We start from the raw sequence: 22,922 nt of genomic DNA, 5'->3' as shown, positions 1-22,922 counted from the left end.
GAGACATGCTTCGCTTACGCTACTCCAACGGGCTATCCCCTCTCGTTTAGGATAGGTACATCATATCTTATTATTTGAAATTTGTAAATATTCAGAATATTACAATTCCTCATTTTTCGCAAAATGATTACAAAGTCCTGGGTATTTGGATTTGGCTTGCTTTTGGCAATGGGCCATTAGGGCATAGGGTTGGGGTTGACCGATTTTGACAACGGAATTATACTTAGTCTAAATCAAAAATTGAAGGAATGAAGGCCTTATGGCAAAGCTAAATTTAACGGTCCAGCGCAAGGCGATTTTGGACGTTATCCAGCAATCTCACGACCATCCGGCAGCCGCCGATATCATTGAGCGTTTGCGGGGCAAAGGCTTCAACTTTGCTTATGGGACGGTTTACAATTCGCTTCGTTATTTAACCGATGCGGGGGTTATCCGCGAGCTCAAGCTTGGTGAGGCGGTTAGCCGCTACGACGGGCGTACGGAAGAGCATCAGCATGTCATGTGCAGCAAATGTGGGCGTATTGAAGAAGTAATGATTGAGGTGCCGCAGGAGTGGACTCGCCGAGTTGCGGAGGAAACCAGATTCATTATTCACCATTCACATATTGTGTTAGAGGGGGTTTGCGAGTCATGCGCGAGCCAGTCGTAACGAATCAGGACAAACAGACAGCTTTAAATGGGAAAAAGCTCGCCCGGCCACGTCAGGACAGTTTTGAGCCGGATTTTACGGAGCAGCTTGGCGAGGGCATTCTGCCGGAAGGAGCGGTCTGCTCCATGACGAAGCGGGTTATGGTTGTCAGCCCGTTCCCGCAGCGGGTGCATAGTCTTCTGCAGCTGCTTGCGGCAGATTGCTTTGATTTATTTACGCTGCATGATTTGAATAAAGCGTTCGTGCACAGCTTGCAGCCCGAGCTGCTGATCTATGATGCGACGCCGTATGTGCAAGGACATACGGATGCGGTAGAAGCGCTGCAGGCTGCCTTGCAGCATACGGCGCATCTTAAAGGAGTGCCGATTTTGTTCCTGGCGGGCGCACCGGCAGGCGTGATCCGCCATCTGCTGCCAGATGCCGCAGCTATGATTGAATGGCCGGCTGCACCGCAGGAGGCAGTTAACCAGATCAACCGCATGATGGACCAGCAGCCGCAGTCGAGCCCCGTCGTCGTATCCGGCTACCACTACAAGGATTTGACGGTCGATCTGAAAAGAATGGCCGTATTCCGCGGTGAGCAGCGCATCGATCTGACGAAGACCGAATACGATCTGCTGCTTATGTTTATTACGTCCGACGGCTCCGTGCTCTCGCGTGAGACGATGTTCGATTCGGTCTGGGGCAGTCAGTTTCTCGGCGGCAGCAATGTCGTCGATGTGCACATTAAGTCGCTCCGCAAGAAGCTGAAGGACAGCGCAGTAGCGCCGAAATATATTGTGACGGTGCGAGGCGCAGGCTACCGGCTGGCGGATGAAGCTGTAACCTCCTAATGATAAGACCACTGATGGCTCTAGCGGCCTTCTGTGGTCTTTTTTTATGGCTTTCTTGTCAGGTTTGGATGTATGTCTGTCTTATGGTGAGGCCTGCTTTATTGCGGCGTGTTCATCCAACCTTCATCATACGTTCATCCAATATTCATGACAGGCATCGTTTGGCCTCGCTATAATAAGGGTAAATATTTAGACCAAGTCTAAATTCAACTCGGAGGTAAAAACGATGAATAATACGACCAATACGAATCCCCAATCGAATGCGAACTACATGACGACCAATCAAGGCGCACCTGTTGCTGATAACCAAAATTCGCGCACAGCCGGACAGCGCGGCCCTACGCTGCTGGAGGACTATCATCTGCTGGAGAAGCTGGCGCATTTTGACCGCGAGCGGATTCCAGAACGGGTTGTTCATGCCAGAGGCGCAGGCGCACATGGTGTATTCCGTGTAGAGAACAGCATGGCTGCTCATACGAAAGCTCATTTTCTGCAGCAGGCGGGAGTGGAGACGCCGGTATTTGTCCGTTTTTCCACCGTTATTCATGGAACGGGTTCTCCTGAGACGGCGCGTGATCCGCGCGGCTTTGCGGTGAAATTTTATACGCAAGAGGGCAATATGGACATTGTGGGCAACCATCTTCCGGTGTTCTTCATTCGTGATGCGATGAAGTTTCCCGATATGGTGCATTCCCTGAAGCCATCGCCCCAGACGAATGTGCAGGAGCCCGGCCGCTATTGGGATTTTATGACGCTGTCGCCAGAATCGACGCATATGCTGACGTGGCTGTTTTCCGATGATGGCACACCTGCGACCTACCGTGAAATGGATGGCTTTGGCGTGCATGCGTTCAAGTGGCAAAATGCCGAGGGCAAGATGACGTATGTGAAATACCACTGGAAATCGAAGCAGGGTGTGCGCAATTTCACCGCTGAGGAAGCGTCGGAGATGCAGGGGCGCGATTTTAATCATGCGACAAGGGATTTATATGATGCCATCGAAAAAGGAGACTTCCCGGAATGGGATTTGCATGTGCAATTGCTGCCTCCTGAGCATATGGAGCGTTACTCCTTTGACCCGCTCGATCCAACCAAGACGTGGCCAGAGGATATGTACCCGCTGCATAAAGTCGGTACGATGACACTGGATCGCAACCCGAAAAATTATTTTGCCGAGGTAGAGCAGTCGGCGTTCTCGCCGAGCGCCTTGGTGCCAGGCATTGAGCCGTCGGAGGATAAATTGCTGCAAGGCCGCTTATTTTCCTATCCGGATACACAGCGCTACCGTTTGGGTGCGAACTATTTGCACATTCCGGTCAACTGTCCGTATGCGCCTGCCCGTAATCACCAGCGTGACGGAGCGATGACGATGAAAGCCGATTCCTCCAGCGTCAATTATGAGCCGAACAGCTCAAGCACAAGTCCGCAGGAAGCCGAGCGGGGTCACGCTGACCATACTGTGCCTGTTCACGGCTTTGCCGGTCGCCAAAAAATCGATAAAACCGATGATTTCACGCAGTCAGGCGAGCGCTATCTTTCCCTTACGGGGCCACAGCAGGACAATTTGGTGAAAAATTTGGTTAATGATTTGGGACAGACGAATGCGGATATTCAGCTGCGTGCCATTTGCAACTTTTTCCGGGCCAACGTGGAGCTTGGGATGAGACTGTCCGAAGGGCTTGGCGTAGATATTCGCAAGCATATGCCACAGCGTTAAGCGGAGCCAAAGTACGGCGGGAAGAGATGCTTTTATAGGTTAACGAAGAATGAAACGGTAGAAAATAGGCAGCACAAACAGGCGGTGTCCTCCGGAAAGTGGGGGGCCCGCCTGTTTGCATGATATTTGGCCCTTCCGACTAACAGGAGTGGAGCTTGGCACGCTTATTTTCATAATCCTTATAAAATGGTTGTAATAATTGCGCATTATGGGTAATATTGTTTCGGAATTGACGGATAAAATAAAAACTGGATGTGAACAGCGATGAGTATTGAAAACCAATATGCCGAGCATGCAGTTCCTGCAGAAAATGCTAGCGAGACTAAAGGATCAAAGGTTTATACGTTAGTATCCTTAATTGTTTTGGGTATCGGTTTATTGATGGCATTGGTCGGCTTTGGGAAGGAAATTATATTTAGCTTGAAGGCTTATAAACCGTTTGCTGGCATGATGGACTCGGCTTGGGTGGGGCTCCAGCATTTCCAAGCTTTAATGGAATCATCTGAGTTTATGCATGTCGTAAGCAACACAATTTTCTTTAACTTGAAGTTTGCGGGCTTCGTATTTGTGCTTGCGGTTATAGCGGGATATGTGCTGCTTGCCCTACCTTCCAAGCTGCGTCAGGGAGTAGTTATGCTAGGCGCATTAATTGTTTTGTTGCCTGTCAGTGTTTATAGCCATTGGTGGATGTATGTGCTCGGCAGCGAGCCTTTTTTACAGGAAACTGTGATGAGCTTCTTGCATCCGCTGCTCAGCGCTTTGAAGTATATGGGTATACCTATCGCTATCATCTATGCTGCTAGTGAAAGTCGGAGTAGCAGGGATACTTGGCTACCTATTAAAGGGGCGGGCTTATTTGCACTCTCAGCGCTTGCTTTAATAGGTAGCGGTCTATTTTCCATGACTTATCTATTGTCGAATCCGATAACTATGCCAACGATGGATGTGCTGGATACGTATATATTAAGATCAGGATTGATGCAGGCCAACTTCAGTTCCAGCGCTGCCGTCAATGTGCTGCAAATGCTGCTGTCGGCGGTGTCCTTGCTCGTTTTGTTCTTCCCGCTGAGACTGCTGTATAAGGCGACTTTTCGCGGGGAACAAAGGCATGAGGCGGCGGGTAGTTATGTGAGTCGCGCTATTACAGCAGTAGCTGTTTTTGCTCTATTTACAGTCATGTATTTTCTGCCATATTGGGTGGAAGGCGGTTCGTTTGAGCCATTGCCTGAGCGGGGATGGCCGTCTTTTGGCACTTCCATTTTATTATATTTTCTCATTTCGCTGGCAGGAGCGATTTCGGCGGTCGTTATTGCAATGGCGATGGCTGGGGCCTTTAGATCCAAGCAAAAAATAATCGTGTGGTCAGCTTCTATTGCCCTTTCAATCATTACATTGTTAACCATTCAACCATTTAAAATATCCAGTTATATGACTATTCGAGAGATGGGGATGTTGAATACTTTGTTTGCCGTTGTAACAGTTACCAGCTTCTCGGCAGCGGCAGTTTGGGCGGTTGCCGCTGTGCTGCGGCTGGAAGTCAAGCTGTCCCTTTTCACGCTGCTGTCTGCTGCAGGCGGCATGCTGCTGCTCCAAACGGCGCTGAATTACGGCAACTTCGTGCCTTCCTATCTGTACATTACAGATACTCATCGGTCGCCTGTAATGATGTTTATGCAAATGACAAGAAGCGCTGAGATACTCAGTCAATCAGGAGAGGAGGTCATGAGGACAATTGGGGGGCTGTATGGCTATTGGATTGCCCTGCCGCCATTGCTCCTGTATGTGGCTGCGCATATGTTTCTTCCCAAACGGCAGCTGCTGCTTATTTTGTCAGGCGGATTGAAAAAGTAGAAGAAGCTGTAAACGATTTTATCAAATAGACAGATCATGCTGAAAATAAAGCAAAGGCGAGCGGAGTGATCTCCGCTCGCCTTCTTTGCCCTCGCTTGCGGCTCTAGCCGCTGCGCTGGAACTGGCTCATATACAGGTCATAGTAGAAGCCCTGCTGTTCTAGCAGCTCGTCATGCGTCCCGCGTTCTTTAATGCCGCCGTCCGCAATGACGAGAATTTGGTCCGCCTGGCGAATCGTGCTGAGACGGTGGGCGATCACAAAGCTGGTGCGCCCTTCCATCAGCTTGCGCATGGCGGCTTGAATATGCATTTCTGTCCGCGTATCAATACTGCTTGTTGCTTCATCCAGAATGAGGATGGACGGATCGGCAAGCACAGCGCGGGCGATGGTAAGCAGCTGCCGCTGCCCTTGGCTGAGGTTGCCGCCACCAGCGGTGAGCGGCGTGTCATAGCCCTGCGGCAGCTTGCTGATAAAGCTGTGGGCGTTCGCCAGCAGCGCTGCCTGCTCGATTTCAGCGTCGGTGGCGTCAAGCCGCCCGTAGCGCAGGTTCTCGCGCACTGTATCGGAGAATACATAAGCGTCCTGAAGCACGATGCCAAGCTGGCGGCGCAGGCTGTTGCGGTCCAGCTCGCGAATATTGGCATCATCGATTGTGATTTTCCCATGGTCAATATCATAAAAGCGCGTTAGCAAATTAATGATCGTTGTTTTACCAGCTCCGGTTGGACCAACGAGAGCAATCATTTGTCCAGGCCTCACTTCCAGCGAGACATGGCTTAAGATCGGATGCCCTTCACGATAGCCGAATGATACGTCGTCAAAGCGGACATGGCCGGTGCATGCTTCAAGCTGCTTGGTGCCGTCGCCTTCGTATTCCGTATCGGTATCAATCAGCTCAAACACGCGCTCGGCGCTCGCCACGGCAGATTGCAGCAAATTAAACTGATTTGCCAGCTCGTTGAGCGGACGTTGAAATTGCTTCGAGTAATTCAGGAAGCTGACGATGATGCCGACTGTCGTCCAGTCATTCAGCACCATAAAGCCGCCAACGGCGGCAATAAGCGCAAAGCTGAGATTGTTCATCACGTTCATGAATGGTCCGATGGTTCCCGAATAAATTTGCGCTTGAATGCTCGCATTCGTAAGCTCGCTGTTCATTTGATCGAATTGCTCCGCGGCCCGCTGCTCGCGGCGGTACACTTGAACGACCTTTTGCCCGGCTACCGTTTCCTCGATAAAGCCGTTCAACTCGCCTAAATGCTGCTGCTGTTTGGAGAAGAAGCGGCGGGTGAAGCCCGCCACCTTCTTGGTGAATAGCAGCACGAACGGAATCGTAACCATGCTGAGCAGAGTGAGCCACACATTGAGCGACAGCATAATGGCCAGCGAGCCGGCAAGCATGATGACGCTGGATAACAGCTGCGTGACGCTTTGGCTGAGCGTGCTGGAGACATTTTCGATATCGTTCGTGGTTCGGCTCATTAGTTCCCCGTTCGTCTTGCCGTCGAAGAAGCGAAGCGGCAGCAGCTGCAATCGTCCGAACAGGTCGCGGCGCATGTCCAGCACCGTATTCTGGGATGCGCTCACCACCAGCTTCTGCTGGAGCCAGGTCAACACGGAGCTGCCCGCATATACGGCAAGCAGCAGGAAGCATAGCGACAGCAGTCCGTCATAGCTGCGCGGAATGATGTATTGGTCGATAGCGTGGCCGATGAGATACGGCGCGGCGAGCGACAGCAGCGTTGCGCCTATCGTTGCAAACAGCACGCTCATTAGCGTTGCCCGGTAGCGGCTCAAGTAGCTCCAAATTCGGCGCAGCGTCTGAAACGTATTTTTGGGTTTGGCTTTTGCAGTTGGAATGCCCGGAGGACCACCGCGCATTCCGAGGCTTGGCAGAGCAGGCGCTGCTGCTGGCGTTGGCGGACGCTCGCTAGTGGAGCCATGCTTTAGATCAGCCATGAACGGTAGCCTCCTTGCCAGCCTGCGACTGGTAAATTTCTTGGTAAAGCCCAGAGGAGCGAAGCAGCTCATCATGGGTGCCCTGTGCGGCAATTTGCCCCTCATCCAGTACGATAATGTGATCAGCATCGATGACGGAGGAGATGCGCTGCGCGATCATAATGCTGGTTCGTCCATGCATCAGCTGCCTCAGCGCAGTCTGGATCTGCGCCTCCGTCCCCATGTCGATGGCGCTTGTGCTGTCATCGAGAATAAGCACCGACGGCTGGAGGAGCAGCGCGCGAGCGATCGAAAGCCGCTGCTTCTGCCCGCCAGACAAATTGACCCCGCGCTGGCCAAGCTGCGTGTCATAGCCTTCGGGAAGGCGGGTAATAAAATCATGGGCTGCCGCAGCTCTGGCGGCGGCAAGCATTTCGTCTTCGGTGGCCTCTGGCTTGCCGAAGCAAATATTTTCACGAATCGTACCCGTGAACAAAATCGACTCCTGCAGCACGATGCCAATATGGCTGCGCAGGCTGCTCAGCTCCATGTCGCGGACATCGATGCCGTCCAGAAACACGCGACCTTGCGTAGCTTCGTACAGCCGTGGAATCAGATTGACCAGCGTAGACTTGCCAGCTCCGGTTGCGCCAATCAGTGCAAGCTTCTGTCCCGGCTTCGCCGTAAAGCTAATGTCGCGCAGCTCATACGCCCTTTCAGACGCAGATGCACCCGCGTAAGCGAATGAAACATGCTCGAATGCGATTTCTCCCACCGCGCTGTTATGTTGGGCGGGCGATTCGGCTGAGCGAATTTCCGGTGACGTGTTCAGCACCTCCTGCACGCGCTGTGCAGATACCTTCGCCGTCGAGAAGCGGACGAGCATCATGCCGATCATCGACAGCGACATCATGACCTGTGTCACATAATTGATGAAAGCAATTAAATCGCCTACAGGCAGCGAGCCTTTTTGCACATCAAGACCGCCATACCAGAGCACAGCAGCAATCGCCGCATTCAAAATAAAAGTGAGAATCGGCATATTAATGGCAACCAATTGCATCGCCTTAATAGCCGAACCTGTATAATCGCGATTGGCACGGCCAAACCGTTCGTTTTCATAGTTGGAGCGCACAAATGCTTTGGCGACCCGAATGCCGGTGAAATTTTCTTGAAGCACCGTGTTTACCGCATCCAGCTTCGACTGCATGCTTGCAAACAGCGGAAGTGTAGAGCGAATAAGGGCAAACATGACGATGAACAGCAGCGGAACGACAATGGCGAGAATTAGCGCCAGCTTCGGGCTAATCGCAATTGTCATAATAATGCTGCCAATGGCCAGCATCGGCGACCTGACAAAAATGCGCAGCAGCATTTGCACCATCGTCTGGAGCTGGACAATATCGCTCGTAAGCCGCGTAATCAATGATCCAGTCTTTAGCTCATCTAGGTTGCGGAAGGAAAAGGTCTGTACCTTGCGGAACAAATCACCGCGCAGATCGGCTCCGAATTTCTGCGAGGCGATGCTGGAGTATACCGTGCAGCCAACCCCGCCAATCAGGCCGACCAATGCGGCTGCAAGCATATATAGGCCTGTTATTTTGATATGGCTTAAATCGCCTTTTATGATGCCCTCATCGACAATACTCGCCATCAGCTTAGGCTGGAGCAGGTCCATGCATACTTCCAAAACCATCAGCAGCGGGGCGAGCAATACAGCTATCCAGTGAGGTTTTAAATATCGTGCAAGCTTGATCATCGTCCACTTCCTCTAATTCTGATTACCCTCGGTAGGGTTCATCGCGTTTAAATTATCGCCAATACGGTGCAGCATCCCTTTCAGGATTTGTTTTTCTTCCTCGTTGAAGCCTTGCAGAGACTGCTCCTCCAGCAGGTGAAGCGTCTCCCGCAGCTTGCCAAGCATCGCTTTTCCTTTGTCGGTCATAAAAATTCGCGACACGCGCTGATCGCGTTGATCAGCTTCCCGACGGACAATTCCGTTCTTCTCCATCCGGTTCAGCATCACGGTCAGCGTTGCCGCTTTAATCTCAAGCTCCTGTGCCAGCTCGTTCTGGCTCCGTCCCGGTCCACGCTCCAAGGCGAACATAAGCGGCGGCTGTCCCGGATAAAGATCATAGTCCTGGAGCTGTGCATGCAGCTGCTTCTGATGCTGGCGGGTTAAATGGCGGAAAATCCGAGTAATATGGTCAGGCCCTCTGCGAAATGGCATAGCGGCACCCCTCTCTTTTTGAGCATGCAAGCCTAAAATTAGTTTGTCGACTAACTATATTCTAAAACGAGGCTGGAACTGCCGTCAAGCTTTATCCAGCGTGTAGTGCTGCTATTCTATGCATCTATCATACCGATAGAAAAGGTATTTTTGTATAAAATTGTATTGATTGTTAGTGAAAAGTGGATTAAAGTATAAGTTGAGATTAACATTATTTTCTTTTTTTATAACATAATTGATTTAACCTAATAAGCAGACAGGGGAGGAGTCCATTTTTTAGTGGGGAATAATCAGTTATGGTCGTATGATGCATGTTTTTTTTGGAGAAAAAAATAATAAAGATGATGGAGGTATCATCCATGACATTGAAAAGAAAATACGTAACTACGCCTTTTTTAGTGCTTCTGCTGTTCTTCGTAATGGCTCTTCCTATTTCAGCTGAAGCCGTCCCTTCTAATCATTCGGGGCTGCTGCCTACTGTTCAAGTAGAGCCTGAGGTGATTGGGGAAGTCGAAAGTATACAAACGGATTGGGAAAGCGGTCTAGCGCTTAGTCCGTCAGAGCTTTTGCAAAAGCCTAAGCCGGCCAATGCAGCAAGCCGATTGAATTATAATGTGGAAGGCGATCTTCTGTTCCATAGCAGCTCATTAACAGCAAGCAACCCGCAAAACTTTTATTTCTTCAGCTTGGCTACGGCACGCAGCATTATTTTTCGGACGGAATCTACCAATGCCAGCTATCGTGTAGATCTGTATCAAATTGATTGGAGCACGGGAACCGCTTATCCGTCGGGGATTGGCAATACAAGTGGCAATCTGTCGGCGGCAAATAACTTGCCAGCAGGTGATTTTGGACTTCTAGTTACTTCAACAGGCACAGTAGGAGCAGCCTACAATATCCAGTCCAATGCTTCCGCTCCAAGTGGTGCCATATCTTTTACTCAAAGCTCAAGTCTTTTGCAATCAGTTGTATGGAAGTATGCGAATAATGACTTATATCTCAACAATAAGCTGATCGCAAATACATCAGATGCAGCAAATAGCAATCCGCAGCTCGATTGGGAGAGAGTATATTACTTCTCTTATGGAGGCGGCTATAATTCACGCACGCATAGCATTTCGGATGCACGGGTGAATTATATTACGACGGCTGTAAACTATCAGTCTACTTATGCAAGCTCCAATAATGCTGTACTTATTGTATTGAAGGAGGATACCTTGTTCACGTATCACTATTCGACCTTCGCTTCCGGTCCTCCAACGCAATATTTCTCGTCCTTTACGGATACAAAAGGGTTAACGACACCAAGAAGATTTGGCTTTTTAGATTCAATCGGTAATCCAAATATATTGGTTTATGATTTGAATACGAACAAGGTCATCGATTTTGTTAGTAGTTTGAATTACTATTATGCAAATGGAATCGAGCCTGCGCCTACCGTTAATTACTATAACTAAATTCCTATAAATACTGCCTAGTGCTAGTATTGAATAGAAGGCAGGGTATTAAAAAAGCTATCCCCTCAGCCGTTTTCGAACGGTCTCAGGGATAGCTTTTTCTATTGTTTGTTAAAGCGCTATTTATCCCCATAATGTGTGCGAAAAGCATAAAACTAAATAATCTTCCCAAGCTAAACTTGTAAAAATAAGATTACTCATCGGCCATATGATCTAAATCGTTCATCGTTTTCGTAACCGTTTTTCCTTGATCCAATTGCTGAATGGATTGCTTCAGCCTTCTTAAATTGACCGGGTTATAGAAAGGATCTGTTTGGGTTGTAATTTCAAAAGGAATTCCACCCTGGCGTATGGACTGACGAACAAAGTCCAGTTGAATAAGTGCGCGTTGATTATAATTGTTTATTTGCAGATACTGTACGGCTGATTTGCAATCGTTCCGTAATCTTCCTGAGGGATAGGAGGATTATTCTCCTGTCATGCTACTTTTTTACGAGTCCAATTCTTATGATTGGGCTATGATCCTAATTTGATGTTTCAATTGAGTGCGGTTGACGCGCTCCCGCAACTGCTATATCTTATTTTTCACAAATTGATCAAACCTGAGGTGTTGCCCGCTTCAATTAGAAAGCGCTACAGCCCGCGGTTCTAAGCGATTAGACAATATTTGCAGCGGCCTGTCTTTTGAAGTAGGATAAAGAAAGAAAAGGTATTCTTTAAAGAGCAAGGGGGAAAAGGGCGGTGCAGCTGTCTACTGAAACGATTCAGGTAGGCTTCATTATAATGTCGGCTATCGCAGGGCTTATGCTCATCTTTTTGCGTATCCGGGCAGGCAAGCAGCCGACTACCCTTCGTAAAATCATTATCCCGCCTGTCGGCATGTCGACCGGCTTTATGATGTTCCTGGCGCCTATGACTCATATTCCATGGGGCTGGGGTTTAGCTGCCTTCGGGACAGGCCTGTTGATTTTTTCTTTTCCGCTGGTCGTATCGACCCGGCTGGAGCGGATTAATGCCGATATTTATGTCAGGCGTTCCAAAGCTTTTATTTTCATCATGCTGACCCTATTCATTATTCGATTGGCGCTGCATAGCGTGGTGGAGCAATATATGTCGATTCCGCAGACGGGGGCATTGTTCTATCTCGTGGCCTTCGGCATGATTATTCCGTGGCGTCTGGCAATGGTCAATGATTATCTCAGATTGTACAAGCTTTCTTCATAGATGAAATCGTATAAATAATAGAGCTATCTAAGGGGGAACCGGCATGGATAGAGCATTGACAGAACGTGTAAAGCTTACGCAAAAGAGGCTGCGGAAACGGACGATTACGGCCGTTCTTAATGAATTTGATCATAAAATCATGAGACTCGGCACGGAGAAGCGCGAGGAGAAATACCGCAAAATGTCGCTAAGCCCGTTTTCCTTTTTTCGCGGCAGCGCCTATTTATTTTATATGGATGTGACGAGGGAGTGGTTTCCCTATCACACGCCGGCAGAGCGTCCGACCTGGATTCAGGGCGATTTGCATTTTGAAAATTTCGGTGCCTTCCGCAATGAGCAAGGGGCGCTTGTGTATGATGTGAATGATTTTGACGAGGGCTACTTGGGCTCCTATTTATATGATTTGCTGCGCATGTCGGTCAGCATAGCACTTGTATGCCGCATGAAAGGCGAGTCGGAGGATGCTGAGCAGCATCAAATCGAGGCTTATTTGCGAGCCTATGCGAAACAAATGTGGAAGTTCGTCAAGGGCAAGGATGATCCGGCATCGTTCATAATGGATGAGGAGCGAGCAAGCGGCAAGGTGAGAAAGCTGCTTCGCAAGCTGCGCAAGCGCAAGGAACAGCATTTTTTGGAAAAGGTTACGGCGCTTGTACAGGAGCATCGCAAGTTCGCGCATACGGATGAGATCGTCGCTCCGACGGAAAAAGAGCGCGCTGCGCTTCTAGAGGCGTGGCCGCAATATATAGAAAGCCTGCATGCTGATGATGCGCAGGAGGCTGTCCATTATCAGATTAAAGATATAGCCGTAAAGCATGGCTCTGGAACAGCCTCAATCGGGCTGGACCGTTTTTATGTACTGATTGAAGCGGGCAGTGGCGAGCTAGGGCACGAGGATGATATTGTGCTGGAAGTGAAAGAGGTGCGCATTGCGGTTCCGGCTTATTTTCTGCCCTATGATGAGTCGTTCTGGACAGCGTTTGAGCATCAGGGCAAACGCGTGACGATGACCCAGCAGGCCATGCACCATGAGGCTGATCCATACCTCGGCCATCTGACGATAGGCGGCAGACAGTTTTATGTGCGAGAGCGTTCTCCCTACAAGAAGCGGCTCAAGCTTGAATCGCTGGAGACGGCGGAGGATATGCAAATCGTGACAGAGACGATGGGCAAGCTGACCGCGAAGCTGCATGCGCGAGCGGATTCTGATGTGCAAAACGGCATTTTGGACTATCATAGCGAGCATGAAATCGTCAAAGCGATGGGCAGTGACGAAGAGTCCTTTAGCCGCTTCATCGCAGAGTGGGCGATGTCCTATGCAGATCAAGTTGAGCAGGATTATGCGCTGTTTGTAGATTGGCTGGGCAATAAATCAAATACGGATTAACGAAAAAGTGTGTTCCGCAACAGCTGCCAAAGAGGAATACAGGTTGGAAGACAGATAGACGAACCTACAAATAGGAGTGTGCATTCATGTCCATTTATACTTATCAAGCGGATACGATTACAGGAAAGACAGTTAGCCTGGAGCAATATAAAGGCAAGGTCGTTATTATTGCCAATACGGCGAGCAAATGTGGCTTTACACCCCAATATGCTGATTTGCAAAAGCTTTATGAGCAGTACAAGGATCAAGGCTTGGAAATACTCGGTTTCCCAAGCAATCAATTTGGCGAGCAGGAGCCGGGCGAAAACTCGGATGTACAAAGCTTTTGCCAGTTGAACTATGGCGTAACGTTCCCATTGTTTGCGAAGACGGATGTACGGGATGAAACAGCGCACCCACTATTCAACTATTTGACGGCTGAAGCGCCTTTTAATGGATTTGATACAACTGAAGCTAGCGGCAAAATGCTTAGTGCATTTTTGACCGAAAAGCTGCCGCATTTTATGGATGGAGACTCCATCAAATGGAATTTCACCAAGTTCCTCATTGACCGGGAAGGGCAGGTTGTCAAACGTTTTGAATCGACCGACGAGCCACTCAGCATGAAGGAAGATATTGAGAAGCTGCTGTAGCTTTTAAAATAGGCCATAAGGCTGTTTCAAGCATCATTCATTTGATGTTTGGGACGGCCTTTTTGTTTTGTCTCAGCTTGCAGCCCGTGCTACTTCTCCCACCAAGTTACAGAGGCGCCATTGCCCAGTATTCCTAGCAGGGTTAGGGAGCCAAACACATTGATCGTAATGGTCTGACCTGGCGGCACGACGATTTTGCCGCCTAGCGGAATTTGGAACGGGCCGGGATACAGCGCATAAACCTGATAAATCGTTCCCCCGCTTACGGTATTGATGGATGAAGACGATGTCGTTACGCTTGCAACACTGCTGCCAAGCACGAGGTTTGCGGGTGTTTGCGATGTAGAAGTACCGATACTGCCTCCTTGAAGAATGGTTAATTGTCCGCTAAAGCCAGATAGCAGGTTTAGGGCAACGCTGATATAACAGTAAACCTGATCGAGGAAAAGCTGCTTACCGCTGCCAACGGGATTAACGACCTGAAGCGACGTATTCACGGTTCCTCCCAGAAGCCCAAGAGAGGCACTGTTGGCAGCATAGATGGAGAAGGCTCCAGCAACTGCTGCTGAAGTGGCCGCATCTGAAGGGAGATAACAGCCCAGTTTATTTATGGTGTTCGCAGCTTGCCCGATCAGCGGTTTATTGGAGGTATTAAAAATAGACTGGTTCGGCATTTAGGCTTCCCACCACACAATGTTGGTGGCTGCGGTAATGGCGCCTGTCCCGACGGAAATCGTTATAGCCCGGTTTGGCGGCACAATGATGGCTCCCGTAAACGTAAAGTTGAATACACCTGCTGCGAGCAGCATGGTCATAAATAGCGTGGGTGATCCGGTTATGGTCCCCGTAGCGACGCGGGCAGTGGCAATACTCGCTGTTGCATTGCCGAATTGGCTGTTAAATGGTGTGGGCGTTGTTCCCCCGGTGACTGTACCGGTGGAATAGAAATTAAGGGTGGCGGCAGCTGTAATACCGCCGGAGATACTGGAGATGTACAGTGATCTTCCACTTCCGGAAGGGTTCGTAATTTGAATGAGCTGGTTGTTTCCAGCGCTTATGCTGGCACTTCCGCTTGTAACGATAAACAGTCGGCCGTTTACAGCTGCATTTTCCTCTGGCGGCGCTATGATGGCTGGTGAGGTATAAGCGTTGTTGATGAGCATGCTTAAGGGGCTTTTTTCATTATTAAAAACAGCATTATTGGTCATTCTATCACCTCTTAAATCAAATCGATATATGACAGGATATGGGGATTAGCGCTTATAGGTATGGGGACATGCCGCACGTTGTGAAGAAAAGGCGGATTTTATACGGACAGCTGCCGTCTCCGAGACTTTCAAATGTACATACAGTGTGAGCACATGGACATAGAGAGGAAGCGAACGGGGAAGGACATACGGGCATTCTTCTATCTCTTTCCTGTAATACTAAATGGAAACTAGGTGATGGCATGCCAAACTTTTCGACGTTTAATCCGAATCCGGATAATTTACGTACATTAATATTTGGTAAAGACGGCACACAAACGGCTCAGCCCCTTGCAACAGACACATCAGGCAACTTGCTGAACATTATGCTGGACGGTACAATTGGCAATTTGATGGGGGCGACAATTACTACTGGTACCATCGCAGCTGTCTTGGGAACGACAATCACGGCGGGAACACTGAATGCAGTGAATGGAGCGACAATCACGGCAGGGACGTTGAGTGCGGTGAATGGGGCGACGATCACAGCAGGGACTTTAAGTGCAGTGAATGGAGCGACGATCACGGCAGGGACGTTGAGTGCGGTGAATGGGGCGACGATCACAGCAGGGACTTTAAGTGCAGTGAATGGAGCGACGATCACGGCAGGGACTTTAAGTGCAGTGAATGGAGCGACGATCACGGCAGGGACGTTGAGCGCAGTGAACGGAGCAACAATTACAGCTGGAACGTTGAGCGCGGTATTAGGAGCAACAATCACAGCTGGAACATTGAGCGCAGTGAATGGAGCAACAATCACAGCTGGAACATTGAGTGCGGTGAGTGGAGCGACGATCACAGCTGGAACGCTGACGGCAGTAGAAGGAGCGACGATCACAGCGGGAACGTTGAGTGCGGTGAACGGGGCAACGATCACAGCGGGAACATTGAGCGCAGTGAACGGAGCAACAATTACAGCGGGAACGTTGAGTGCGGTGAACGGGGCAACGATTACAGCGGGAACATTGAGCGCGGTGAATGGAGCGACGATCACAGCTGGAACGTTGACGGCAGTAGAAGGAGCAACGATCACAGCGGGAACGCTGAATGCGGTGAACGGGGCAACGATTACAGCTGGAACGTTGACAGCAGTATTAGGAGCGACGATCACAGCGGGAACATTGAGCGCAGTGAACGGAGCGACAATTACGGCTGGAACATTGAGCGCAGTGAACGGAGCAACAATTACAGCGGGAACGTTGAGTGCGGTGAACGGGGCAACGATCACAGCTGGAACGTTGAGTGCAGTGAACGGAGCAACAATTACAGCGGGAACGTTAACGGCAGTATTAGGAGCGACGATTACAGCTGGAACATTGAGTGCGGTGAACGGGGCAACGATTACAGCTGGAACATTGAGTGCAGTGAATGGAGCGACGATCACAGCGGGAACGTTGAGTGCAGTGAACGGAGCAACAATCACAGCTGGGACCTTGACGTCTGTATTGGGAGCGACGATTACGGCGGGAACTTTGACGGCGGTAAATGGAGCAACAATCACGACGGGTACACTGAGCAGCGTAACGTCAATTTCACAAAGGAGCTTCCAAGAAAGCTCTAGCTTGAATATTGTAACAGCAGACGCATATACGGCATTGACCGCTGTTACAACCAGCGTATTTGGCACTTATTCCTTCTTCGTATACAACCGGGGACCGGGGGCCGGTCGTGCAGATGCGCGTGTGGAAATTAGCGCTAACGGATCGAACTGGTATACAGATGTTGAAACGGTAACGGGCATTGCGACAGGATCGGTGGATGTGCTGGTGCCGCAGCGTTTCTTAAAATACACGCGGCTTTCGTACCGCTCCAGTCTGGCGGGCTCGTCGACGACGCTGGATGTATTTTTCAACGGTCAGGGCAGCTAAATTAGGAGGGTTTTCGTCATGCTGCTGGGAGTTCACATTATCGCTCGCAACGAAGTGGATGTGCTGGGCCGCTGTCTCAAAAGCATTAAATATATCGCAGACGAAATTATCGTTGCAGATTCAGGCTCCACAGACGGCACGATAGAGCTGGCCAGCCAATATGGAGCCAGAGTGCTGACTGTGGAGTGGCAGGACGACTTTTCCAGCGTCCGCAATGCGGCACTTGAACAGGCGCGTACGCTCTGGGTTTTGGTGCTGGATGCCGACGAATGGCTGGAAGGCGAGACGGGCCAAGCGTTAAGGCAAGAGCTGCAGCATACGAAAAATCCAGCTCTCCGTCTGCCGATGCGTCATCTATATGATGACTATTCGGCAGATCACTGTCTTTACAGCCAAGCGCTTAGGTTGTTTCGGGCTGACCGCGGCTACCGTTATGAAGGTGAAATTCATGAACAGCTTATTTCCAGCTCCATTGAGAGTGGGCGTGCATCTGAGGCGAAAAGTATAGACGGGCCGCTGCTTCAAACACCGCTCACGCTTGTTCACGACGGCTATAAGCCTTCAGTCATTGCCCGCAAAAATAAAGCGGAAAGAAATTTACGGATCATTGCCAGGCAGCTGTCCCAGCGGCCTCATGATCCTTTTTGTCTTTACAACTACGGGGTGACGATGTGTCAGCTGGGCAGAACAGCTGAGGCTGAACCTGCGCTAAGTGCTTCTTGGGCAGCAGTGCCAATAAACGCACCCTATCGCCCTTCGCTCATTCGGGACTATGCAAAAGTGCTGCTCGCACTCGCAAGGCCAGAGGAAGCGATGGCTCTGCTCCGCGAAGAAGTGCTGCGTTACCCAAACTATGCAGACCTCCATTGGCTCATGGGAGAGGCACTCTCTTCTGCTGGCATGCTTACAGAAGCAGCACAGGCCTATGAGAATGCGGCTCTTATATCAACCAAGGTATTAGGTCAGCTAGATATAAACAAGAATAAAGTCTCCACTGGCGATTATATTACCGAGCTTGGCTCAGATGGAACGTTGATTCGAACGGCATGGGGGGAGGTGCTGAAGCGTATGGGCAACCATGAGGCGGCAATTAGACAATATGAGCTGGCGCTCACTGCAGCATGGCATCAGCCAGCGGCTGTAGGCATGGCGGATACGCTTCAGCTTATTGGCTGGAGCGATACGGCTATAGCGCAGCGGTTGAGGGCTTTATGCGCCATTGGAGTGAGGCGGGATGCGGCCAATAAACGCTTAGCCTCCGTCATGCAGCAGATTGGCGCTTGGCAATGCGCCAGAGAGCTGTGGATGGAAGGCGCGAATGAGGCGGGCCTGATTGCTGCTGTGGGAGGGCAGGAAGGAATGCCTGAACGGGATTCTTTTTCAACAGAGCAGTCGGACTGGTGTGTGGAAGAAATCCGCCAATTTGGCGAATGCCTCATGGCTGGCGGTCATTACGTGGAGGCAAATGCGCTCTGGGAGTCTTGGCTGGCCCGTATGCCGATTACAGATCGAGAAGCTTTAAAGGGGCCGGATGAACAGGCTGTTCTGCATTCGCTGGCTCTCGATGGAACTTTATGCTGCTTGCAGCTTGGTGAAACGGTAAAAGAAGGAACAGGTCTTAGAGCACTGCAGCGCTTTTTGGGGCAGGAGCAGGCTAATGGACGTATTTTTTCAATGGAAAAAGAGTGGTGGAATCAGCTCGCCGAGCAGACTGCTGCCCCCTATGTAAAACAGGCCATTGAGCTGAATATGCTTCCGTTGGTCGCAAGGCTCACTGCTTGCCATCCGGGGCTGCAATTGGAAAGCGAGCAGTTGCTTTATGATAACGGATATGTCGATGTGGCAGCGGAGCTCATGCTTCGCCGGTATGCCAGAGAGGGCGGAATGAGCGCAGGGCAGCAATTTCGGCTAGGGGAGCTGCTTTATGATAAAGGGCTTTACGGCGAAGCCTTATCCCTGTTCGAAAATATGGCCGAGACAGGCGAGTATGGTGATCGTGTGCAGCTTGGCTCGGCGGCAGCTTGCCTCCAAATGGGAATTGCAGCGCTGGAGCCCGGCCAATATAGCGGCAGTCGAGGCTGGGATGGCAGCTGGGCCGAGCAGGATGAGGAGCGGCTTCGCGCAGCACTTGCACGGGTGAATGCGCTCGGCTGGCACACGAGCTGGAATGCCATGCAGAGGAGGCGGGCGAATGGCGGGGCAGCGGAAGCTGATCTCTTTATGCATGATCGTTAAAGATGAGGAGAAGCATTTGCCGAATTGTTTGACCAGCGTCAGAGGAGTAGTGGACGAAATCATTGTGGTGGATACCGGGTCAATGGACCGGACGATTGAAATTGCGCAGAGCTTTGGAGCGACGGTCATAAAGGCGGAGTGGGAGCAGCATTTTTCCAAGGCGCGGAATATTGGGCTCGATCAGGCGCGCGGGGAATGGATTTTATTTCTGGATGCCGATGAATCGCTGGATGCGGCAGGCGGAAGGCAGCTGCGGGTGTGGGCCCAAGATGAGGAGCTGATGGCGCTCTTGCTTCAGGTGCGGAACGTCATTGGCGATGAGGAATCGTCAGGCTCCACCGTTCATCCGGTGCTGCGCATGTTCCGCAATGCCGAGAAGCATCGGTTCGAAGGGCGGATACATGAGCAAATCGCGGCGGCGATTTTGCGCGGAAACCCGGAAGCGAAATTTCAAATGACGGATGTCGTCATTCATCATTATGGCTACAGGGCGCAGGATGTTTTAGAGAAAAATAAGCTGGAACGCAATATGAAGCTGCTCCAGTTCGCGCTTGCGGAGGAGCCGTCAAATACGTTTCACCACTACAATATAGGCGTGGAGTTTTTGCGGCGGGGCGAGGCGGATAAGGCGCTGGATGCTTTTCGAAGGGCGCGCGGCTCACAGGTATTTGCGCATTTAAACTATGCTCATCTCGTAATCAAATATGAAGTACGAAGCCTGCATGCCTTGGAAAAATGGGCCGAAGCCGCCGAGGTCGCAGCGGACGGTACTTCTCGCTATCCAGATTATACGGATATGTGGCATTATTGGGCGCTTAGCCTCGCGCAGCTCGGACGCTTGCGGGAAGCGGCCCAGACAGCAGAGCATGCGCTTGAGCTTGCAGGCGCGCCCGCCCACTACCACACAGAAGAGGGCATTGGGACGTATCGCACCGCCTATTTGCTAGGGCGCATCAGCGAAGCTTTGCTCGATGAACAAGGGCTGGTGTCCGCCTATGTGGCGGCGCTGCGGCAGCAGCCGAGCCTGCTGCCGCCACTGTTCAGGCTGTGCAGGTATTTTCGCGCGGCGGGCGAGGAAGAGCGGCTGTTAGCTGTGCTTGCCGCACGTATCGGCTGCCCTAACGAGGGAGCAGTACGCAAGCTTGCCGCCGTTATGCTGGCTTCCGGCTGCCCTGTTGCAGCTGCCGATTGGCTGCGATGGCAGGCGGATTTGCAGGAGCAGCCCGAGCATCGCCGTTTGCTTCGTGAGCAGGCGGAGGCTATCGAGCGGCAGGATTACAGCGGGTTTCCGCTGCCGGATGAGCTGGCACAGCAGCTCGTAAGGGATGCGGAGTGGAGCATAGGCGATGGAGTAGGGGAAAGGGAAAGGAGGAATAGAGCTGTAACCGCCCGCCAGTGGTGGCTGCGAGCCGATCAATGGCTGGCAAAGCACCAGCAGCTGCGGCAGGCGGGTCAGGATGGTCGAGCGAGCTTGAGGAAAGAGGCGGTCCAGCTTGCCCGTTTGCTGTTGCCGGGTGAGGAAGGCTGGTAGACGGAAAGCGAAGCGGCGGGGAGGGGAGGGGTTAGATGAAGGGGGAAGATGTGGAAGCAGCGTTTCGTGAAGGCGGTGCCGTTGACGAATGGTGGGAGGAAGCGAGGACAGCAGAGTCAGAAAAGCTGCCTATATCCTTGTGCATGATAGTTCGCGACGAGGAAAGGTTTTTGCAGGGCTGCTTGGAATCCGTTCTCCCCTATGTCAGTGAAATGATCGTCGTCGATACGGGTTCGGTTGACCGGACGGTGGAAATCGCGCAATCATATGGCGCACGGGTACTGCAAGCCACATGGCATAGCGATTTTTCACAGGCTCGCAACAAAGGGCTGGAGGCAGCTGTGCAGCCATGGATTTTAGTGCTGGACGCCGATGAACGGCTGGAGCCGCTGCAGCTGGAACAGTGGCGGATGCTGCTTGCTGATGAGGAGCGATTCGGCTATTATGTCCAGCTTATTAGCCGGGTAGGGTGCGAAGGGGCGGAAGATGAGCTGACGGACGCGGTATGCCGTCTGTTCCGCAACGATGAGCGGATTCGGTTTGCAGGCGCTATCCATGAGGAGACGGCGACAGCTGTTGCTGTTCTGGAACGGGGCGGCCTGCCGCTTGCTCCGGTTGTCGTGCGTCATGAGGGCTATCGGGATGAGGTTATAGCCGCACGGGGCAAAAAACAACGGAACGCCGCTATTTTGCAAAACGCCTTGCGGCGTAATCCCGCAGATCCCGTCCTGCGCTATGCAATGGGCACGGAATGCTGTACCTATGGCGATTGGGAAAAAGCGATTGGCTGGCTCGAACCGCTGGCCGCCGAGCTGCTGCCGGATTGCGGCTATGCGTCGGATGTGCTGCTTAAGCTGAGCCGCTCTTGCCTAGCAATGGGGATGGCGGAAGCAGCGGCGCATTGGGCGGAAAGGGGAGTCGAGGCATTCGGCTACGCCGACTTCCCTGATTTATATGAAGCTTGGGCGGCAGCACTGCTGGAATTGGATTTTGCTGAGGAAGCGTTAAAAAAGCTGGAGATAGCGCTTAAGCTTGGAACGGCATCTAGCTTTTATTCGTCAGCCGCGGGAGCCGGGAGCTACCGGACCATGTGCGGAGCAGGCTTTTGCCATGAGCGGATGTATGAGTGGCAAGCGGCTGCTGACCGCTACGTGTCCGCAATTCAGGCGAGGCCAGACTATGCTCCGGCTTGGGAACGGCTGCTGCTGTTAGGTGCGTGGGACGAAGGGATACGCAGCAAATGGCTGCTCGCGAGCACAATTCTTCTTCAAGCAGATAAAGGTGAAACGTCGAAGCAGGGAGGCCAGGCGGGAGAAGGGCTTAAACAGCAGATGCTGTTGAACCACCTGCTGAGCAAGCTTGCTTATATTGGCTTGGAGCTGCAGCCGGAGGTATCCGCCCAGCTTATTGGGGCGTTGGTGGAACGTGACGAACATGTATTTTGGCGTGGCTTGCTGCTTGTTCAGCAGGGCGACAAGGCTGGCGGTTCCCAGCTATGGCAAAGACTGCCCGCCGGGGAATGGCGGGAGGCTTATACGGCTGCGCTGGACTCGTCAGCGGGCGATGACTCAGTTAGTGCGGGAGGCGGAGCCGACTCCGCACTGGTGACACAGGCGCTGCATCATGTGCGCGCCTGGCAAGCGCTTGGCGCCAGCGGCGCGCCGGCGGATGCGCCGCCGCTGGCGTGGTGCAGCCTGCTGCGCATGCAGGCTGCAAGCCCGGGCCGCCGGCCAGCAGCTTCGCCGCTGGCCGAGGCCCTGCTCGCGCCCGCAGCAAAGCTGGCCGCGGGCGCCTTCGCAGCAGCGGCAGGCGCCTGGCCTGCTGCCGCTGTGCACTTCACGGCGGCGCGAGCCACTGCCGCGCCGCCCTGGCTCGCGCGCGCGGCGGCCTCCGGCGCAGCCGCCGCCTACGCGTCCCGCGCCCGGCTGCTATGCGGCGGCCGGGCGGACAGCCCCGCGGCGCGCGGCGTCATTCCCGCGCCCGCGCCGCTGCAAAGCGAAACCGAGCTGATGCAGCGCATCAGCTCGGTCTTATTCCCCTTGCGGCTGCTATAACGGCAGCCGCTTCCTTTATGAATGGCATGATGATTGTAGTTGAAAAAGTTTCACAGCGTCAAAGCTCT

General features: G+C 51.9%; 17 protein-coding genes. 12 read left to right on the top strand and 5 right to left on the bottom strand.

Annotation, left to right across the window (positions count from 1 at the left end; translation table 11 throughout):
- The first annotated feature begins 259 nt into the window (after positions 1-259).
- The 4 genes from ACSR9A_RS10640 (at position 260) to ACSR9A_RS10625 (ending at position 5,050) form a co-directional block, all read left to right on the top strand.
- A complete protein-coding gene (locus tag ACSR9A_RS10640; protein ID WP_341279996.1) occupies positions 260-649 on the top strand; it encodes a Fur family transcriptional regulator in 390 nt (129 codons plus the stop codon).
- The gene (locus ACSR9A_RS10635; protein ID WP_341279995.1) at positions 631-1,482 is read left to right on the top strand and encodes a winged helix-turn-helix transcriptional regulator; all 852 of its coding nucleotides are present in this window, start codon (positions 631-633) and stop codon (positions 1,480-1,482) included. Before ACSR9A_RS10640 ends, ACSR9A_RS10635 begins: the two co-directional genes overlap by 19 nt.
- 226 nt (positions 1,483-1,708) lie before the next feature.
- Positions 1,709-3,199 carry a catalase gene (locus ACSR9A_RS10630; RefSeq protein WP_473757180.1) on the top strand — a complete coding sequence of 497 codons (1,491 nt, stop codon included), beginning with the start codon at positions 1,709-1,711 and terminating at the stop codon, positions 3,197-3,199.
- Positions 3,200-3,463: 264 nt separating this feature from the next.
- Entirely contained in the window at positions 3,464-5,050 is a 1,587-nt protein-coding gene (locus ACSR9A_RS10625; protein ID WP_473757178.1) for a hypothetical protein, read from the top strand.
- A gap of 103 nt (positions 5,051-5,153) precedes the next feature.
- On the opposite strand, the gene ACSR9A_RS10620 is transcribed toward ACSR9A_RS10625, so the two are convergent.
- The 3 genes from ACSR9A_RS10620 to ACSR9A_RS10610 are packed head-to-tail and all read right to left on the bottom strand — an operon-like array spanning position 5,154 to position 9,219.
- Positions 5,154-7,010 (bottom strand): ABC transporter ATP-binding protein, encoded by a 1,857-nt coding sequence (locus tag ACSR9A_RS10620; protein WP_473757176.1) that lies wholly within the window; start codon positions 7,008-7,010, stop codon positions 5,154-5,156.
- On the bottom strand, positions 7,003-8,748 hold the full coding sequence (locus ACSR9A_RS10615) for an ABC transporter ATP-binding protein (protein WP_473757174.1): 1,746 nt from the start codon (positions 8,746-8,748) through the stop codon (positions 7,003-7,005). Before ACSR9A_RS10615 ends, ACSR9A_RS10620 begins: the two co-directional genes overlap by 8 nt.
- Positions 8,749-8,760: 12 nt before the next feature.
- Entirely contained in the window at positions 8,761-9,219 is a 459-nt protein-coding gene (locus ACSR9A_RS10610; protein ID WP_473757172.1) for a MarR family winged helix-turn-helix transcriptional regulator, read from the bottom strand.
- Between the two features lie 359 nt (positions 9,220-9,578).
- Here ACSR9A_RS10610 and ACSR9A_RS10605 point away from each other — a divergent pair, with 359 nt between their 5' ends.
- From ACSR9A_RS10605 to ACSR9A_RS10590, 4 genes are all read left to right on the top strand, one after another.
- Positions 9,579-10,676: a hypothetical protein gene (locus ACSR9A_RS10605; protein ID WP_473757170.1), complete on the top strand. Its 1,098-nt coding sequence runs from the start codon at positions 9,579-9,581 to the stop codon at positions 10,674-10,676.
- A 741-nt stretch (positions 10,677-11,417) separates the two neighbouring features.
- Positions 11,418-11,900: a CcdC family protein gene (locus tag ACSR9A_RS10600; protein WP_341279986.1), complete on the top strand. Its 483-nt coding sequence runs from the start codon at positions 11,418-11,420 to the stop codon at positions 11,898-11,900.
- A gap of 43 nt (positions 11,901-11,943) precedes the next feature.
- Positions 11,944-13,287, top strand: coding sequence for a DUF2252 domain-containing protein (locus ACSR9A_RS10595; protein WP_473757168.1), 1,344 nt, complete (start codon positions 11,944-11,946; stop codon positions 13,285-13,287).
- Between the two features lie 86 nt (positions 13,288-13,373).
- Positions 13,374-13,919, top strand: coding sequence for a glutathione peroxidase (locus ACSR9A_RS10590; protein WP_473757166.1), 546 nt, complete (start codon positions 13,374-13,376; stop codon positions 13,917-13,919).
- Between the two features lie 89 nt (positions 13,920-14,008).
- On the opposite strand, the gene ACSR9A_RS10585 is transcribed toward ACSR9A_RS10590, so the two are convergent.
- Positions 14,009-14,593: a hypothetical protein gene (locus tag ACSR9A_RS10585; protein WP_473757164.1), complete on the bottom strand. Its 585-nt coding sequence runs from the start codon at positions 14,591-14,593 to the stop codon at positions 14,009-14,011.
- Positions 14,594-15,127: a hypothetical protein gene (locus ACSR9A_RS10580; protein ID WP_473757162.1), complete on the bottom strand. Its 534-nt coding sequence runs from the start codon at positions 15,125-15,127 to the stop codon at positions 14,594-14,596.
- Between the two features lie 242 nt (positions 15,128-15,369).
- On the opposite strand from ACSR9A_RS10580, the gene ACSR9A_RS10575 reads away from it, so the two are divergent.
- From ACSR9A_RS10575 to ACSR9A_RS10560, 4 genes are read left to right on the top strand one after another with little or no spacing between them, the layout of a single operon-like run.
- Positions 15,370-17,034, top strand: a complete 1,665-nt coding sequence (locus ACSR9A_RS10575; RefSeq protein WP_473757161.1) for a DUF6385 domain-containing protein — start codon at positions 15,370-15,372, stop codon at positions 17,032-17,034.
- 18 nt (positions 17,035-17,052) lie between these two features.
- A complete protein-coding gene (locus tag ACSR9A_RS10570) occupies positions 17,053-19,269 on the top strand; it encodes a glycosyltransferase (protein WP_473757159.1) in 2,217 nt (738 codons plus the stop codon).
- Positions 19,226-20,800: a tetratricopeptide repeat-containing glycosyltransferase family 2 protein gene (locus ACSR9A_RS10565; protein ID WP_473757157.1), complete on the top strand. Its 1,575-nt coding sequence runs from the start codon at positions 19,226-19,228 to the stop codon at positions 20,798-20,800. The genes ACSR9A_RS10570 and ACSR9A_RS10565 overlap by 44 nt, the downstream gene beginning before the upstream one ends.
- Before the next feature lie 35 nt (positions 20,801-20,835).
- Positions 20,836-22,854 (top strand): tetratricopeptide repeat-containing glycosyltransferase family 2 protein, encoded by a 2,019-nt coding sequence (locus ACSR9A_RS10560; protein ID WP_473757154.1) that lies wholly within the window; start codon positions 20,836-20,838, stop codon positions 22,852-22,854.
- Positions 22,855-22,922: the final 68 nt, after the last annotated feature.

Source organism: Paenibacillus sp. R-74696, from assembly GCF_055814915.1.
The sequence above is the reverse complement of the archived record's forward strand: the minus strand, read 5'-3'. Positions and strand labels throughout refer to the sequence as shown.